This window comes from Actinomadura physcomitrii (genome assembly GCF_008923205.2).
Classification (GTDB): domain Bacteria; phylum Actinomycetota; class Actinomycetes; order Streptosporangiales; family Streptosporangiaceae; genus Spirillospora; species Spirillospora physcomitrii.
Genome location: NZ_WBMS02000002.1, coordinates 15,280 through 30,463 on the forward strand (window position 1 = coordinate 15,280; position 15,184 = coordinate 30,463).

Below are 15,184 nucleotides of genomic sequence, written 5' to 3' on the forward strand. Positions count from 1 at the left end.
CGGGGCCGCGCTCTCGGCGGGCACTGAATCGGCGGACACGGTCAAGGGACGCCTCCGGGGTGATGAGCAGGAACGCTTTCTACAAGGCGTCAGCGGCCCGCTTTATTCCCAATGAGCAAGTTTTCGCGCCGAGAAAATTTTTGGGCCGCAGCGGCGGCCCGCCCCCGTAGAGTTGGACAGCATGGAGACCCCGGCCGGCGGGCTGCGCGAGCGCAAGAAGGAGGCGACGCGCACGGCCCTGCACGAAGCCGCGATGCGCCTCGCCGTCGAGCACGGGCTGGACGCCGTCACGGTCGAGGCCATCGCCGACGCCGCCGGCGTGTCCCGCCGCACCTTCTCCAACTACTTCGACGGCAAGGAGGACGCCCTCCTCTACGGCGACGAGCAGCGCATGCGCGCCCTCCTCGACCGGTTCGCCGCCCGCCCGCCCGACGAGCCGTCCTGGGCCGCGCTGCGCGCCGCGTTCCACGAGCTGGCCGGCGAGATCGGCGAGCCCGACCCGAGCTGGGCGGCGCAGGCCCGCCTCGCCCGCGCCCACCCGTCCGTCCTCGCCCGCCAGCTCGCGCACTACGCCGCGTTCGAGCGGACCCTCGCCGACCTCATCGCGGGCCGCGACGGCCTCCCGCCCGGGTCCACCCGCGCCGTCGTCCTGGCCGGCGCCTTCCTGACCGCCCTGCGCATCGGCGTCCTCACCTGGACCGAGCAGGACCCGCCCCGCTCCATGGCCGAGGTGACCGACGAGGTCCTCGCCGAGATGGCCGCCTCCTTCAGCCCTGCTGGGTGAAGCGGATGCTGTTGCCGAACGGGTCGCGCAGCGCGGCGTCGATGCCGTACGGGCGCTCGGTCGGCTCCTCGGTGAACTCCACGCCGCGGCCGCGCAGCGTCTCGTAGGTCTTGCGGCAGTCGTCCACGCCGAAGACGAGGTGGCCGCCCATCGCGCCCTTCGTCAGCAGCTCCCGGACCTGCTCGGCCGTCTCCTCCGCCAGGGACGGCGGGCCGGGCCGCTCCAGCAGGATGTGCCGGCCAGGGTCGCCGGGGACGCTGACCGTCAGCCAGCGCATGAACCCCATGTCGACGTCGGCGCTCACCTCCAGGCCGAGCTTGCCGACGTAGAAATCGAGGGCCTCGTCCTGGTCCAGGACGTAGATCTGGGAATGCGTGATCGATGTGAACATGCGGTTCACGCTAGCGAGCGCGCCCCGGAAAGACTTATCCGAATCTGCTCAGCCGACGGGCCGCGTCCAGGCCATCGTGAAGCAGGTCGGCACGTCCACTGCCGTCGCCTCCCGCCGGTACTCCCGCGGCGACCGGCCGACGATCGCGCGGAAGGTGCGGCTGAACGTGCCGAGGCTGCCGAAGCCGACCTCGAAGCAGACGTCGGTGACGCTGCGGTCGGTCTCCCGCAGCAGGAACATCGCCCGCTCGACGCGGCGGCGCTGCAGGTAGCGGTGCGGCGTCTCGCCGAACGCGGCCCGGAACGCGCGGGTGAAGTGCGCCGGGGACACGTGCGCGATCCGGGCCAGCGCCGGAACGTCCAGAGGCTGCGCGTAGGCGCGGTCCATCGCGTCGCGCGCGCGCAGCAGCCGGCGGTTGCTCTCTTCCACGGCCCGGCTCACACCCCCATCCCACCACGCCGCGACGGCCGGGGACGAGCGGTCTCAGGGGCGGGGGATGTTGCGCAGGTTGCTGCGGGCCAGGTCGAGCATCCTGCCGACGCCGCCGGGGTCGTCTGCGCCTCGGCGGCGGCGGCGAACGCGCCCGCCTCCTCGTTGCGGACGTGCACCCACTCGATGTCGCCGCCGGTGCGGCGGACCGCGTCCACGACCGGGTTGAGGCTGTCGCCCACCACGCCGTAGATCCGCCGGACGCCCGCCTGGCGGAGCACCCGGATGAACTGGTCCGCGACCGTCGCCATGATCTCCCCACTCGCCGACTGCACAGGGAGACGTGCCCGTGATCGTCCCGGCGACACGTCACAGAGTGATCAAACCCTGTACTACTTCGGCGGCCGTCCGGGGCTAGGGTGGCGGCCATGAACGACGAGCGCGCGGACCTGGACTTCTGGTCGTTCGTCGACCTCGCCGGCGGCCGGCTGGCGGACGAGTTCGGCTTCCCGGACCGGCTCGCCACCCGGCTGCTGCTCACCCTGAACCGGGCGTCCGCGATCGTCACCTACGACCTGGAGTCCACGGTGCACCGGCCGCGCGGGCACTCCTGGGCGGGGTTCCGGCTGCTGTTCGTGACCTGGCTCGCCGGGCCGCTGGAGCCGAACCGCGCCGCCGCGCTCGCCGGGATGAGCCGCGCCGCCGTGTCGAACCTGGCGAAGACGCTGGTCGCGGACGGGATGATGGTGCGCACGCCGGGCGAGCGGGACGGCCGCTCGGTGATCCTGTCGCTGACCGAGGACGGCCGCCGCCGGATGCTGGAGATCTTCGCGGGCCAGCACGAGCGGGAGCGGCAGTGGGCGGGCGTGCTCACCGAGACCGAGCAGCGGATGCTGATCATGCTGCTGGACAAGCTGATCGAGGGCCGCCACCGGTTCGACGTCCGCGAGCGCAGCTAGCCCGCCGGCCTCTCCGGTTCGGCCGGGGCCTTTTCTCCGCCTGCCGCGCGCCGTAGTGTCGCGGAAGGATAGTAAATGCGTTAACCATCTGTGGGAGGCGAGGGACCCATGGCGCACTATCGGCGGGTCGGCGAGGTGCCGCCGAAGCGGCACACCCAGCACCGGGACGCGTCCGGCCGGCTGTACTTCGAGGAACTGATGGGCGAGGAGGGCTTCTCCGCCGACTCCTCGCTGCTGTACCACCGCGAGATGCCGTCGGCGATCACCGACTCGCGGCCCTGGGACGTCCCCGACCCGTCCACCACGCCGAACCACCCGCTCAAGCCGCGCCATCTGCGGCTGCACGAGCTGTTCCCCAAGGAGGCCTGGGCGGGCACCGACGCCGTCACGGGCCGCCGGCTGCTCCTCGGCAACGCCGACGTGCGGCTCTCCTACGTCGTGTCGGCGGCGGACTCCCCGCTGTACCGCAACGCGACCGGCGACGAGATCGTCTACGTCGAGTCCGGCGCCGCGACCGTCGAGACGGTCTTCGGTGCGCTGGAGGCCGAGCAGGGCGACTACGTCGTCATCCCCACCTCCACCACGCACCGCTGGCTGCCCGCCGCGGACGAGCCGCTGCGCGCCTACGTCATCGAGGCCACCGGGCATGTCGCGCCGCCCAAGCGGTACCTGTCGCGGTTCGGGCAGTTCCTGGAGCACGCCCCGTACTGCGAGCGCGACCTGCACGGCCCCGGCGAACCCCTCGCCGCCACCGGCACCGACGTGGAAGTGCTCGTCAAGCACCGCACCTCGCGGGGCATCGGCGGGACGCGTTTCACCTACGCGCACCACCCGTTCGACGTCGTCGGGTGGGACGGCTGCCTGTACCCGTTCACGTTCAGCGTCCACGACTTCGAGCCGATCACCGGCCGCGTCCACCAGCCGCCGCCCGTCCACCAGGTGTTCGAAGGCACCGGCTTCGTCGTGTGCAACTTCGTGCCGCGCAAGGTGGACTACCACCCGCTGTCGATCCCGGTGCCCTACTACCACTCCAACGTCGACTCCGACGAGATCATGTTCTACTGCGGCGGCGACTACGGGGCCCGCAAGGGCTCGGGCATCGGGCCGGGGTCGGTCTCCGTCCACCCCGGCGGCCTCGCGCACGGCCCGCAGCCCGGCGCGTACGAGCGCAGCATCGGCGTCGACTTCTTCGACGAGCTGGCCGTCATGGTCGACACCTTCCGCCCGCTCGAACTCGGCGAAGGCGGCCTCGCCTGCGAGGACCCCGCATACGCGTGGACCTGGGCGGGAAGGCGGAACCCATGACCGGCGACCTGCCCGCCTTCGCGCGCGGCCTGTGCGACGACGCGGCCGTGTTCCCGCCCGGCCTCGCCCCGCTCGCCGACGCCGTCCCCGCGCACCGCCGGCACCGGTCCGCCCCCTACGCCGCGCTCGTCGGGCCGCTGGTGCTGCCCGCGACCGCGCTGGACCAGCTCCACGCGCTGCTCACCGGCGACCCGCTCGACCTGTCGATCACCGCGCCGAACGGGCCCGCGCAGGCCGCCAGGGCGGTCGCGGCCGCCGCGGACCTGCCGGTCGACGTGCGCGCCGTCGAGGTCGCGGTGCCCACCGGCATGACCGCGACCGACCTGCTGCACGGCCTCGAGCGCATCGACGTCCCGGTGTTCGTCGAAGTGCCGCGCGACGACCGCCGTCCCGCGATCATCGCCGCGCTCGGCGAGTCCGGCCACCGCGCCAAGTTCCGCACCGGCGGCGTCCACGCGAACCTGTACCCCGCGCCGGACGAGCTCGCCGCCGCGATCCTCGCCGCCGTGCGCGCCGGCGTCCCGTTCAAGGCGACCGCCGGGCTGCACCACCCGGTCCGCAACACCGACCCCGAAACCGGCTTCCACCAGCACGGATTCCTCAACCTGCTGCTCGCCACCGACGCCGCGATGCACGGCGCGGACGCCGCCGACGCCGCCGCTGTCCTCGCCGACCGCGACGCCGCGTCCGTCGCCGCCCGCGTCGCGGCCCTCGGCGACGCGCGCGCGGCCTTCGCCCGCGCGCGCTTCCTGTCGTTCGGCACGTGCAGCATCACCGACCCCGTCACCGACCTCGCCGCCCTCGGCCTCCTCTCCGCCTCCCTCCTCAAGGAAGACGCATGACCCGCATTTCGATCCCGGCCGGTTCGCTCTACGGACTCGACAACCTGCCCTACGGCGTGTTCGCGCCGGACGGCGGCGAGCCGCGCGTCGGCGTCCGGGTCGCGGACTCCGTCGTCGACCTCGCCGCCGTCCTCGGCGACGACGTGTTCTCCCGGCCGTCGCTCAACGCGTTCATGGAGCAGGGCCACGAGCGGTGGGTCGAGGTCCGCGAGCACATCATCGACGCCGTGCCGGGCGACCTGCCGGACGGCGCCGTCCACCCCCTGGACGCGGTGACGCTGAACCTGCCGTTCGAGGTCGCCGACTATGTCGACTTCTACGCCTCCGAGCACCACGCGTCGAACCTCGGGCGGCTGTTCCGGCCGGACGCCGAGCCGCTGATGCCGAACTGGAAGCACCTGCCCGTCGGCTACCACGGCCGCGCGGGCACCGTGGTGCCGTCCGGCACCGGGATCGTCCGGCCGAGCGGGCAGCGCAAGGCGCCGGACGAGCCCGCGCCGGCGTTCGGGCCGTGCCGGCGCCTGGACATCGAGGCGGAGGTCGGGTTCGTCGTCGGCACCGGCTCGCCGCTCGGCGCGCCTGCGGCCGTGGACGAGTTCGCTGAGCGGGTCTTCGGGGTCGTGCTGGTCAACGACTGGTCGGCGCGCGACATCCAGGCGTGGGAGTACGTGCCGCTCGGGCCGTTCCTCGGCAAGAGCTTCGCGACGTCGGTGTCGCCGTGGGTGGTGCCGCTGCTCGCGCTGGAGGCGGCCCGCGTCCCGACGCCGCAGCAGGACCCGGAACCGCTCCCCTACCTGCGGGAGGAGAAGCCGTGGGGCCTGGACCTCGACCTGGTCGTGGAGTGGAACGGGCAGGTCGTGTCGCGTCCGCCGTACCGGGAGATGTACTGGTCGCCCGCGCAGATGCTCGCGCACATGACGGTGAACGGCGCCTCGTCCCGCACCGGTGACCTGTTCGCGTCCGGGACGGTGTCGGGCCCGCGCAAGGACCAGCGCGGCGCGTTCATCGAGCTGACCTGGGGCGGCCGGGAGCCGGTCGAGGTCGGCGGCGAGCCCCGGACGTTCCTGGAGGACGGCGACACCGTCACGATCTCCGCCACCGCGCCGGCCCCGTCCGGCGCGCGCCTGGGCCTAGGCGCGGTAACAGGCCGCATCCTCCCCGCCCGTTGACTTGTGGCGTGTCGTGGTTATGGGGGGGTCCGGGAACACCAAAACCCCCCCATGAACCGGGGGGGGGGTGTCGTGGTTATGGACGGCCGCATAACCACGACACGCCACAAGTCAACGGGGTTGGGGCGCGCCCGGAAGCCGCATTGATTGGTTCCACGTACTACTTTGGCCAAGTAGTTGGTGCCGCGTACTACATTGGCTAGGCTGCCGGCGTGACCACCGACGCCGCCGCCGACCGCCCTCTCGATACCGTCGACGCTCTGGTGCAGCTGTCGTTCCTGGTCCAGCGCGCGCTGTCCGCCCTCGGCGCCGAGCACGAGCTGTCGATCATCCAGATGAGGCTGCTCGGCATCCTGCGCGACAGGGACGCCGGCATGGTGGAGCTCGCCACCTACCTCGGGCTGGACAAGTCGTCGATGACCGGGCTCGTCGGGCGGGCCGAGAAGCGCGGCCTCGTGCGGCGGGCCCGGTCGCCGCACGACGGCCGCGCGGTCCTCGTCTCGCTCACCCCGGACGGGCGGCGGCTCACCGAGCGGGCCGGCGCCGAGATCGGCCGCCGCGTCACCGCGCTCACCGAACGGCTGTCGCCCGCCGAGCGCGCCGAGCTGACCCGGCTGGCCGCCGTCCTCCTCGACGGCACGGTGTCTCAGGCGCCGTGGGCGCGGCGCCGGTAGTAGGCGAACGTGACGGCCGCGAGCAGCGGCCCCCAGGCGACCAGCGGGACGTAGGTGACGATGACCAGGGCGCCCTGCCAGGTGTCGGCGCTGAGCGGCGAGTCGGCGGCGAGCCGCTCGCCCTGGATGTCGCGGCCGAACGCCAGCATCGCGAACACCCACGTCCACAGGCAGGTCAGGACGGCGGAGCCGAGCGCGCCCGGGACGACCGCGGCGAGCGTCGGCACGCGCCGTCCGCGCAGGAACGGCACCCACCTCGGGAACGTCTCGCCCCACGTCGACACCAGGCCGACGGCGGTGAAGGCCAGCGCCTCCGACAGGACCGACAGCAGCACGACGTACAGCTCGAGCGGCATCCAGGACGGCAGGTTGCCGCTCTCGTCGCCGCCCGTGTGCTGCATGATCGGCAGGTGGAGGGCGACGGCCGCGATCCGCCACAGGCTGGACGGCAGCACGGTGAGCGGCACGAGCAGCGCGGCGGTCCGCGCCCAGCGCGGCGTCCCGGCGGCGGGGGTGTGCGCGGCGGCCCACAGGGCTTGCACCCGCCGGGGGCGCGCGGCGGCGACAGCGGAATCAGTCATGCCTCGACGGTCGCGCGCGCACCCCCCGCCGCACCTCCCCCGCCGGCACGACCCGCCTCCCCCACGGGAGGGAGACTCGCGGAGAAGGGCGAGGCCCGGCCGGGTGGGAGCGCACCGGCCGGGCCTCTGAGGGGAGTGGTCAGGTGATGTTCTTCGGGCGGTACGCCTTGTACTGGCTGCCCTTGGCCAGCCCGTAGGTGCGGGTGCGGTGGTCGGTGCCGTAGTGGCCGCGCTGCTCGTAGGCCCAGTAGGCGGTGTGCTTGCTGCTCGTCCACTTCTCGAAGATGACGACGTGCCGGGTGGTGTTGCTCCCGATCGCGTCGATCACCAGGTCGCCCTTCTTGAGCTGCGACATCGAGATCCGCTTGCTGTACTTCGAGGAGGCGAGACCGACCGTGTTCGGGCCGGGCTTGGGCAGCCGCAGCGCCATGGAGGCGTAGCCCGAGCAGTCGGTGCGGTAGCCGCCGTGGGTCTTGGACTGGCTGTAGGGGACGCGGCTGCTCGTGTGCGGGTGCCAGGTCTTGGCCCGCGCGATGACCTGCGCCCGGGTGACCTTCGGAACGGACGCCGCCACGACGGTCGCGCCGCTGTCGGCCTGCAACCGCGCGCCCTGCGGCGCCGCGGAATGCTCGGCGGGGGACGTCAGCCCGATCAGCCCGGCGGCGGTGCCGGCGGCGAGCGCGAGGGAGCCGGCCCCGATGAGGATGGCCCGAGGGGAAGCCATTGATGAACCTCCGTGAATGGTCGTTGAATTGCGTCCGCAAGGGACGCGGTGAGCGGGTTGGTGAAGCGTCGCGTCGATCGACCCGGCAGACGTTAGGGACAGTTCCGCGGGGTTGCGGAGACCTTGCGGCCAGGTCGGGACAGAGAGACACGCGCAAGGCTCTGACCAGCAGAGACAGCCCTCCGAACGGGACGCGGACGGGACAGCCGGGCCCGTGCGGGACAATGCCGCCGATCACCCTTGGTGCGCATTTGGAAACGCACGGCGACGATCTCCGTTCCGGCCATTCGAGCGGCCGGACTGGGCATAATGGTCCGCCGCGACGGAGTGCCGGGCGTTGCCCGCGGCCCATTGCGGGCCCGCGGTCCGACCTGCAGGAGATGCACCGATGAGCCCAAGCCGCCCGCCGGCCCCACTGCCCGACGACCTGCCGGACGCGGTGCGCGTGCTGCTCACCGAGCTGCGCGAGCTGCGCACCGCGTCCGGGCACGACCTGCGGTCCCTGGAGCGCCGGACGCACGCCAGCAGGTCGTCGTGGAGCCGCTGGCTCGGCGGGGAGACGTTCGTGCCGCGCAGCGCCGTCACGGCGCTGGCGGAGCTGTGCGGCGGGGACCGGCACCGCCTGGAGGCCCTCTGGGACGTCGCCGATCAGGCCCGGGAGGCCGCCGCCTCCGGGACGCCCGACGCCACGCCCCCGGCCGAGCCGGACGCGCCGGACGGCGAGACGAGCCCACCCGGGGACGAAGCGGCCGCGCAGGACGCCGAGCCCGCCGCGCCGTCCGAAACCCCGCTTCGAAGGCGCGGCCCGAAGGCGGTGCTCATCGGTGCGGTGGCGGGGTGCGTGCTCGTCTCCGGGGCCGCCGGCGTGCTGCTCGGGACGACGCTGCGCACCAACGCGCAGGAGACGCCCCACGGCCCGGGGCGCGCGTCGGCCTCACCCGTCGCCAGACGCGCCGCCGTCCATGCGATCTACCGGCACGAGGTCGTCGCGCGCGCGCAGAGCTGGCATCCGCACGCGCCGGGCCGGGTGCCCTACGACCAGGCGGGCAGCTACCAGGGCTACCGCGCCGACGGGTCCGGGTACGCGTCCATGGCGCTGGGGCTGCCGGCGCCCGGCCCCAACTCGGCCGCGCTGCTGGCCTCCTACTGCGAACGGGTCCCGCTCGCGCGGCTCGGGCGCGGCGACCTCGTCGTCAACGCGACCGGGGGGCCGGACGCCCGCGAGGTCATGATCTTCGAGCGGTGGACCGGCCCGTCCCGCGCCGGCTACTGGGCGTACCAGCAGCGCCGCGGGTACGGGACGGACCACCTGCAGCGCGACGCCCGCCTCCTGCGCGACGGCCGGCACGTCGGCTGCCATCCGCGCAACCTGCGCGACGACCCGGTCGGCTGACGCGGCCCGGAACCCGGGGGCGGGTCAGAGGCGGGACGCCAGGTGCCGGACGAGGTCGGCGGCCGGGGTCTCGGCGGCGGCGCGGAAGGCGGTGCCGGCCCACAGGTTGACGACGTCCGGGTCGCCCTGCGCGGCGGCGGCCTTGCGGAGCGGCGACGTCACGTAGTGGACGTCCGGGTAGGCGGCGGGCGCGTCGGCGTCGTGCTCGGTCAGGAAGCGGTTGACCAGGCCGCGCGCGGGCCGTCCGCTGAACGCCCTGGTCATCGCGGTGGACGTGAAGCGGGGGTCGGCGAGCGCGGCCTTGTGCAGGGCGCTCGCGCCGCTTTCGGGGCAGCGCAGGAACGCCGTGCCGAGCTGGGCCGCGGCGGCCCCGAGCGACAGGATCTCGGCGACGTCGTCCGGGGTGCCGAGGCCGCCGGCGGCGATGACGGGACGGCCGGTGACCGCCAGGACGTCGCGGAGCAGGTCGCGGAGCGGGAGCGCGCCGTCGAAGGTGTTGGTGAACGAGCCGCGGTGCCCGCCCGCCTCGGTGCCCTGCGCGCACATGGCGTCGGCGGCGGACGCGAGCCGGGCCTCCTCGGCGGTCGTCACGGTGACGACCACGGCGGTGCCGCGCTCCTGGAAGGCGCGGACGACGGCGTCGTCCGGGCAGCCGAACGTGAAGCTCACGACGGCGGGCGGGCCGTCCAGCAGTGCGGCGATCTTGGCGTCGTAGGCGTCGTCGCGGGCAGCCGGGGTGCCCGGGTCGACGCCGAGCCGCAGTGCCTCGGGCGCGAGGAGCTCGCGGTACGCGGCGACGGCGGCGGGGTCGACGGCGTCGTGCGACGGCATGAAGACGTTCACGCCGAACGGCCGGGACGTCAGCGCCCGCGTCCGGTCGATGTCGGCGCGCACGGCGTCGGCCGTCTTGTATCCGGCGCCGAGGAAGCCGAGCCCGCCCGCGTCCGACACGGCCGCGACCAGCTCCGGCGTGGACGGCCCGCCCGCCATCGGCGCCTGGACGATCGGCAGGCCGGGAAGCCAGGATGCCGTCATACCGGTTCCCTTTCCGGGACGCGGCGGACCAACCACCGCCCGCCGGGGGCGGCCCTTCCCGGGCTCGCGGTGCGCGTCACGATCGGAAAGATAGCCCGCGGAACACCGGCCGCGGCCGCCGGGTTCAGTGAACGTGAACCGACCGAGAGGGGCCAGGATGCGGGTGCTGCTGCACTACGACATGGACCACACCGAGCCCGGCCTGGACATCGTCTCCTGCTCGGAGCAGGACGACGCCCGCTTCGCCGAGCTGCTGCCGGACACCGAGGTGATCTGGCACGTGCTGCGCCCGCTGACCGCCGCGGACATGGACCGGGCGCCGAAGCTGCGGCTGATCCAGAAGCTCGGCACCGGGGTGAACACGATCGACCTGGACGCCGCCGCCGAGCGCGGGATCGCGGTCGCGAACATGCCGGGCCGCAACGCGCAGGCCGTCGCGGAGACGAGCCTGCTGCTGATGCTCGCGGCGCTGCGCAAGCTCGTCGCGTTCGACGCGCGGACGCGGCGCGGCGAGGGCTGGCCCGCCGCCCGGTCGCTGGCCGGCGGCGAGCTGAGGGGCCGGACGGTCGGGCTGCTCGGCGGCGGCGAGATCGCGGGGCTGCTGCGCGGGATGCTGGAGGCGATCGGCGCGCGCGTCCTGTACACCTCGCGGCGCCCGCGCCGCGACGACCCCGCCTGGCGGGAGCTGGACGACCTGCTGCGGGCGAGCGACGTGCTGTCGGTGCACGTCCCGCTGACCGACGAGACGCACCACCTCCTCAACGCGGAGCGGCTCGCGCTGCTGCCGCCCGGCGCGGTCGTGGTGAACACGGCGCGCGGCGCGGTGATCGACGAGTCCGCGCTGGTCGCGGCGCTGGCGTCCGGCCGGCTCGGCGGCGCGGGCCTGGACGTGTTCGAGCGCGAGCCGGTCGACCCGGGCAACCCGCTGCTCGCGCTGGACAACGTCGCCGTGATGCCGCACGTCGCGTGGCTCACCGGCGAGACGTGGGACCGGTACTTCGAGGTCGCGGCGGAGAACTGCCGCCGCCTCGCCGCCGGCCGCGACCTGCTGCACCGGGTGCGCTGACCCACGGCGAACCGCGGTCTCGTCTCGGGGCGTCGGCCGTTTTGCCGCTCGGAGCCGCGGTCGCTAGCGTCGGTGATCATGACCGACACTCCAGGCATTCCCGGGCTGACGCTGGCCGATGCGGACTGGCTGGCGCACGCCGCGCTGGAGGTCCGCGCGGAGCGCGGCTTCCCTCCGCTGGCGGTGGCCGTCGTCGACGTCACCGGCGAGCCGATCGTCCTGCGCCGAGACGACGGCGGCATGCCGATGACCAGCCGGATCGCGGTCGCCAAAGCCCGCACCGCCCTGCTGGCGCTGAAGTCCTCCGGCCAGATCGACCTGCCCGGCGGGATCGTCGACGGCATCCAGCACCTCTACGGCGGCGACTTCGTCCCGTGGGCGGGCGGTGTCCTGGTCACCGACGGCGAGGTGATCCTCGGCGCGGCGGGGGCGTCCGGCGGCCACGCCCTCGAAGACGAGGCGGCGGTGCAGACGGCCGTGGAGCGCTGGCAGGAGAACCGCTCTTCGGGCGGCTAGGTGCGATGCCGGGGCACGAGCACCGGCTTGACGACCTTGCCGGACGCGGCGTCCGCCTCGGCCTGGTTGATCTGGTCGAGCGGGTAGGTCTCGATCAGGCGGTCGAAGGGGAACAGGCCCCGGCGCCACAGGTCGATCATCTTCGGGATGAACGTCTGCGGGACGGCGTCGCCCTCGATGACGCCCTTCACCGTCCGGCCCATGAGCAGCAGGTTGGGGTCGAGCCGGTACTCCTCGGAGCCGACGCCGACGAGGGCGCAGACGCCGGTGGTGCGCACCGAGGCGACGGCGGCCGACACCACCGACGGGACGGCGGTCGTGTCGAAGGAGTACTGGACGCCCTCGCCGCCCGACAGCGCCCGGATCCGGCCGGCGATGTCGTCGTCGGCGCCGTTGAGCGTGTGGGTGGCGCCGAATTCGCGGGCGAGGTCGAGGCGCGCGTCGTTCAGGTCGACCGCGACGATCGTGGTGGCGCCCGCGACCTTCGCCGCCATGACGGCGGCGAGCCCGACCGCGCCCGTGCCGAAGACCGCGATGCCGTCGCCCGCGCGGACGCCCAGCGAGATCAGCACGGACGCGGCGCCGGTCTGCACGCCGCAGCCGAGCGGGCCGAGTTTCTCCAGCGGCACGTCCTTGGGCACCGGGACGACGTTCCGCACGGTGCCGAGCGCGTGCGACGCGAACGACGACTGCCCGAACCAGCGGTTGCCGACCGCGTTCCCGTCGGCGTCGAGGGCGCGGGGCGTGCCGTCCAGCGGCACCGCGATCATGTTCAGCGCGGGCATCTGCGGGCAGGCGCCGGGCTTCGCGTCCCGGCAGTTCGCGCAGGTCCCGCACGAGTCGAACGACATGACCACGTGGTCGCCCACGGTGACGCCGGCGACGCCCGGCCCCACCGCCTCGACCACCCCGGATCCCTCGTGCCCGAGGATCACCGGCTTGCCGACCAGGTCGCCCGGCGCCCGGCCGAGCAGGTCGGTGTGGCACATCCCGGCGCCCGCGATCCGGACGGCGATCTCGCCCGGCCCCGGGTCGGCGAGCTCGACCCGCTCGATCGTGTAGGGGGCGTCTGCGGCGCGCAGCACCGCGGCGTCGATCTGCACCGCGAGTCCTCTCAGGCCAGCGAGTAGCGGACGGGCAGCCGCTTCAGGCCGCCGACGAACGTGGTCGCGATGCTCTCCGCCGGGCCCGCCGGCTCGATCGAGCGCAGCCGCGGCAGCAGCTCCTCGAAGAAGGCGCGGACCTCGATGCGGGCCAGCGCCGCGCCCAGGCAGTAGTGCACGCCGAACCCGAACGCCAGGTGCTTGTTCGGGTCGCGGCCCGCGTCGAACGCGAACGGGTCGTCGAACACGTCCTCGTCGCGGTTCGCCGACGGGTAGGACAGCAGCACCGCGTCGCCCTCCCGGATCGTCGTGCCTCGCAACTCGTAGTCGCGGGTCGCGGTCCGCATGAACTCCTTCACCGGCGTGACCCAGCGGATCATCTCGTCCACCGCGAGCGGCATCAGGTCCGGGTTCTCGGTGAGCCGTTTCCGCTGGTCGGGGTGGTCGATGAGGGCCTGCAGGCCGCCCGCGATCGTCGCGCTGGTGGTGTCGTGCCCGGCCGTCGCGATGATGACGTAGTACGAGGCGGTGTCGAAGTCGTTCAGCGGCTCGCCGTCGATCCGCGCGTTCGCGATCGCGGACGCGAGGTCGTCGGTCGGGTGCTTGCGGCGCTCCTCCGTCAGCCCCTGGAAGTAGGCGAAGAAGTCCAGCAGGACCTGCAGTTTCTCCTCGTTCGACTGGCCGCGCTGCAGCTCGTCGTCGTCACCGCCGAACAGCTCCTGGGTCAGCTTCAGCATGCGGTCGAAGTCGCTTTCCGGCAGGCCGAGCAGCGACAGGATGACGTACAGCGGGAAGTGCACCGCGACCTGCTGCGCGAAGTCGCACTCGCCGCCGAGCTCCACCATCCGGTCGACGTACCGCTTCGCCAGCTCCTTCACCCGCGGTTCGAGCGCCCGCATGGCGCGCGGCCGGAACCAGTCCGCGCCGATCGCCCGGATGACCCGGTGGTCGGGGTCGTCCATGTGGATCAGCGTGCGCAGCGCGATGCCCTGCTCGGCGCGCTGCCGGTTCAGCTCGTCGAACTCGGCGGTGCCGAGCAGCGGCCGCGGCGCGTTCAGGAAGATCTCGTGGTTCCGCTCGATCTCCAGCACGTCCGCGTGCTTCGTGATCGCCCAGAAGGGCGTGTAGTCCGGCGCCTCCACCCAGTGCACCGGCGCCTCGCGCCGCAGCAGCGCGAGCGCCTCGTGCAGCCGCGCGTCGTCGGCGTACGCCTTCGGATCGGCGAGCGCCCGGCCCGCCTCGTCCACGCTCAGGGTCATTCCGCTCCTTTTACTGCGTTGCCCTCGGCGTCAGGCCCTGGAGGGCCTTCCTTCAACGGGCCACGCGGCGATCGCTGCATCGCTCCGGCTCGCCCAGGGGCTCGCTGCGCGATCGCAACGCTCGGGTGGTCGCGGGTCGAGCTTAGAACGGTGCGGGCCTTGATGTAAGTGTCAGGTTACTGTTTGGGGCGTTAGGTGAAGCTACCGTGGCGGCCTTGGCCGGCCTTGAACTTTTCGGCGCCTTCTTCGGCGTCTTGCAGGGAGATCAGGCCGTGGCGGAATTCGACGTCCAGGGCCTCGTCCTCTGGCAGGCCCTCGGTGTCCAGGACGGACATGCGGTCGTTGCGTAGGCACGCCTGCGGGAAGCGGGCGAGGTCCGCCGCCAGCTCCTCCGCCGCCTCCCGGGACGTCCCCGGCGGGACGAGCCGGTTCGCGAGGCCGATGTCGAACGCCTCCCGCGCGCCGACCGGGCGGCCCGTCAGGATCAGATCCATGGCGCGGCTCGTGCCGATGAGGCGGGGCAGCCGGAACGTTCCGCCGTCCACCAGCGGGACGCCCCAGCGGCGGCAGTACACGCCGAACGTCGCGTCCTCCTCGACGATTCGCAGGTCGCACCAGAGCGCCAGCTCCAGGCCCCCCGCGACCGCGTGCCCCGCGACGGCCGCGATCACCGGCTTCGACAGCCGCATCCGGGTGCAGCCGAGCGGGCCGTCGGCGGGCGGCGCGTCCACCCGGGGGCTGCGGTCGGTGCCGATCGACTTCAGGTCGGCGCCCGAGCAGAACGTCCCGCCCTCGCCCCACAGCACGGCGACGCTCGCGCCCGGGTCGGCGTCGAACGCCCGGAACGCCGCCGCGAGTTCGGCCGCGGCCGTCCCGTCCACGGCGTTGCGCGCCTCCGGACGGGACATGACCACGGTCGTGACGGGCCCGCGGCGCTCGCTCCTTACCGGCATC

Annotated in this window: 18 protein-coding genes; 9 read left to right on the forward strand and 9 right to left on the reverse strand. The window is 73.5% G+C overall.

What is annotated here, in order from left to right; translation table 11 throughout:
- Positions 1-181 precede the first annotated feature (181 nt).
- Complete coding sequence (locus tag F8568_RS02075) at positions 182-784, forward strand: TetR/AcrR family transcriptional regulator (RefSeq protein ID WP_151590740.1); 603 nt, start codon at positions 182-184, stop codon at positions 782-784.
- Here F8568_RS02075 and F8568_RS02080 read toward each other — a convergent pair.
- The 3 genes from F8568_RS02080 to F8568_RS49325 are packed head-to-tail and all read right to left on the reverse strand — an operon-like array spanning position 768 to position 1,915.
- A complete protein-coding gene (locus tag F8568_RS02080) occupies positions 768-1,175 on the reverse strand; it encodes a VOC family protein (protein WP_151590743.1) in 408 nt (135 codons plus the stop codon). The genes F8568_RS02075 and F8568_RS02080 overlap by 17 nt on opposite strands.
- A gap of 48 nt (positions 1,176-1,223) precedes the next feature.
- Complete coding sequence (locus F8568_RS02085) at positions 1,224-1,562, reverse strand: helix-turn-helix domain-containing protein (protein WP_151591403.1); 339 nt, start codon at positions 1,560-1,562, stop codon at positions 1,224-1,226.
- Positions 1,563-1,612: 50 nt separating this feature from the next.
- Complete coding sequence (locus tag F8568_RS49325; protein WP_268896135.1) at positions 1,613-1,915, reverse strand: thiamine pyrophosphate-binding protein; 303 nt, start codon at positions 1,913-1,915, stop codon at positions 1,613-1,615.
- Between the two features lie 117 nt (positions 1,916-2,032).
- Here F8568_RS49325 and F8568_RS02095 point away from each other — a divergent pair, with 117 nt between their 5' ends.
- From F8568_RS02095 to F8568_RS02115, 5 genes are all read left to right on the forward strand, one after another.
- Positions 2,033-2,563: a MarR family winged helix-turn-helix transcriptional regulator gene (locus tag F8568_RS02095; protein ID WP_151590745.1), complete on the forward strand. Its 531-nt coding sequence runs from the start codon at positions 2,033-2,035 to the stop codon at positions 2,561-2,563.
- Between the two features lie 108 nt (positions 2,564-2,671).
- Positions 2,672-3,868: a homogentisate 1,2-dioxygenase gene (locus F8568_RS02100; RefSeq protein ID WP_151590748.1), complete on the forward strand. Its 1,197-nt coding sequence runs from the start codon at positions 2,672-2,674 to the stop codon at positions 3,866-3,868.
- Positions 3,865-4,710, forward strand: a complete 846-nt coding sequence (locus F8568_RS02105; RefSeq protein ID WP_151590751.1) for a hypothetical protein — start codon at positions 3,865-3,867, stop codon at positions 4,708-4,710. The genes F8568_RS02100 and F8568_RS02105 overlap by 4 nt, the downstream gene beginning before the upstream one ends.
- Positions 4,707-5,879, forward strand: a complete 1,173-nt coding sequence (fahA, locus tag F8568_RS02110) for a fumarylacetoacetase (protein ID WP_151590754.1) — start codon at positions 4,707-4,709, stop codon at positions 5,877-5,879. The genes F8568_RS02105 and fahA overlap by 4 nt, the downstream gene beginning before the upstream one ends.
- A 212-nt stretch (positions 5,880-6,091) precedes the next feature.
- Complete coding sequence (locus F8568_RS02115; RefSeq protein ID WP_151590757.1) at positions 6,092-6,553, forward strand: MarR family winged helix-turn-helix transcriptional regulator; 462 nt, start codon at positions 6,092-6,094, stop codon at positions 6,551-6,553.
- Here the strand turns inward: F8568_RS02115 and F8568_RS47650 are convergent.
- Both F8568_RS47650 and F8568_RS02125 read right to left on the reverse strand, forming a co-directional pair.
- Positions 6,526-7,134, reverse strand: coding sequence for a hypothetical protein (locus tag F8568_RS47650; RefSeq protein WP_151590760.1), 609 nt, complete (start codon positions 7,132-7,134; stop codon positions 6,526-6,528). The two genes, F8568_RS02115 and F8568_RS47650, sit on opposite strands and share 28 nt — an antisense overlap.
- A gap of 139 nt (positions 7,135-7,273) precedes the next feature.
- Positions 7,274-7,858 carry an NlpC/P60 family protein gene (locus F8568_RS02125; protein WP_151590763.1) on the reverse strand — a complete coding sequence of 195 codons (585 nt, stop codon included), beginning with the start codon at positions 7,856-7,858 and terminating at the stop codon, positions 7,274-7,276.
- A gap of 388 nt (positions 7,859-8,246) precedes the next feature.
- Here F8568_RS02125 and F8568_RS02130 point away from each other — a divergent pair, with 388 nt between their 5' ends.
- Positions 8,247-9,251, forward strand: coding sequence for a helix-turn-helix domain-containing protein (locus F8568_RS02130; protein ID WP_151590766.1), 1,005 nt, complete (start codon positions 8,247-8,249; stop codon positions 9,249-9,251).
- A gap of 24 nt (positions 9,252-9,275) precedes the next feature.
- Here the strand turns inward: F8568_RS02130 and F8568_RS02135 are convergent, their stop codons facing one another.
- Positions 9,276-10,286, reverse strand: a complete 1,011-nt coding sequence (locus F8568_RS02135) for a nitronate monooxygenase (RefSeq protein ID WP_151590769.1) — start codon at positions 10,284-10,286, stop codon at positions 9,276-9,278.
- Between the two features lie 157 nt (positions 10,287-10,443).
- Between F8568_RS02135 and F8568_RS02140 the strand changes: the two genes are divergently transcribed.
- Together F8568_RS02140 and F8568_RS02145 are read left to right on the forward strand one after the other, a co-directional pair.
- On the forward strand, positions 10,444-11,352 hold the full coding sequence (locus tag F8568_RS02140; RefSeq protein ID WP_151590772.1) for a 2-hydroxyacid dehydrogenase: 909 nt from the start codon (positions 10,444-10,446) through the stop codon (positions 11,350-11,352).
- Positions 11,353-11,430: 78 nt separating this feature from the next.
- Positions 11,431-11,868 carry a GlcG/HbpS family heme-binding protein gene (locus tag F8568_RS02145; RefSeq protein ID WP_202124407.1) on the forward strand — a complete coding sequence of 146 codons (438 nt, stop codon included), beginning with the start codon at positions 11,431-11,433 and terminating at the stop codon, positions 11,866-11,868.
- Here F8568_RS02145 and F8568_RS02150 read toward each other — a convergent pair.
- From F8568_RS02150 to F8568_RS02160, 3 genes are all read right to left on the reverse strand, one after another.
- Positions 11,865-12,971 carry an NAD(P)-dependent alcohol dehydrogenase gene (locus tag F8568_RS02150; protein WP_151590775.1) on the reverse strand — a complete coding sequence of 369 codons (1,107 nt, stop codon included), beginning with the start codon at positions 12,969-12,971 and terminating at the stop codon, positions 11,865-11,867. The genes F8568_RS02145 and F8568_RS02150 overlap by 4 nt on opposite strands.
- Positions 12,972-12,982: 11 nt before the next feature.
- Positions 12,983-14,230, reverse strand: coding sequence for a cytochrome P450 (locus F8568_RS02155; protein ID WP_151590778.1), 1,248 nt, complete (start codon positions 14,228-14,230; stop codon positions 12,983-12,985).
- Between the two features lie 191 nt (positions 14,231-14,421).
- Positions 14,422-15,183, reverse strand: a complete 762-nt coding sequence (locus tag F8568_RS02160) for a crotonase/enoyl-CoA hydratase family protein (RefSeq protein WP_151590781.1) — start codon at positions 15,181-15,183, stop codon at positions 14,422-14,424.
- Position 15,184 lies beyond the last annotated feature (1 nt).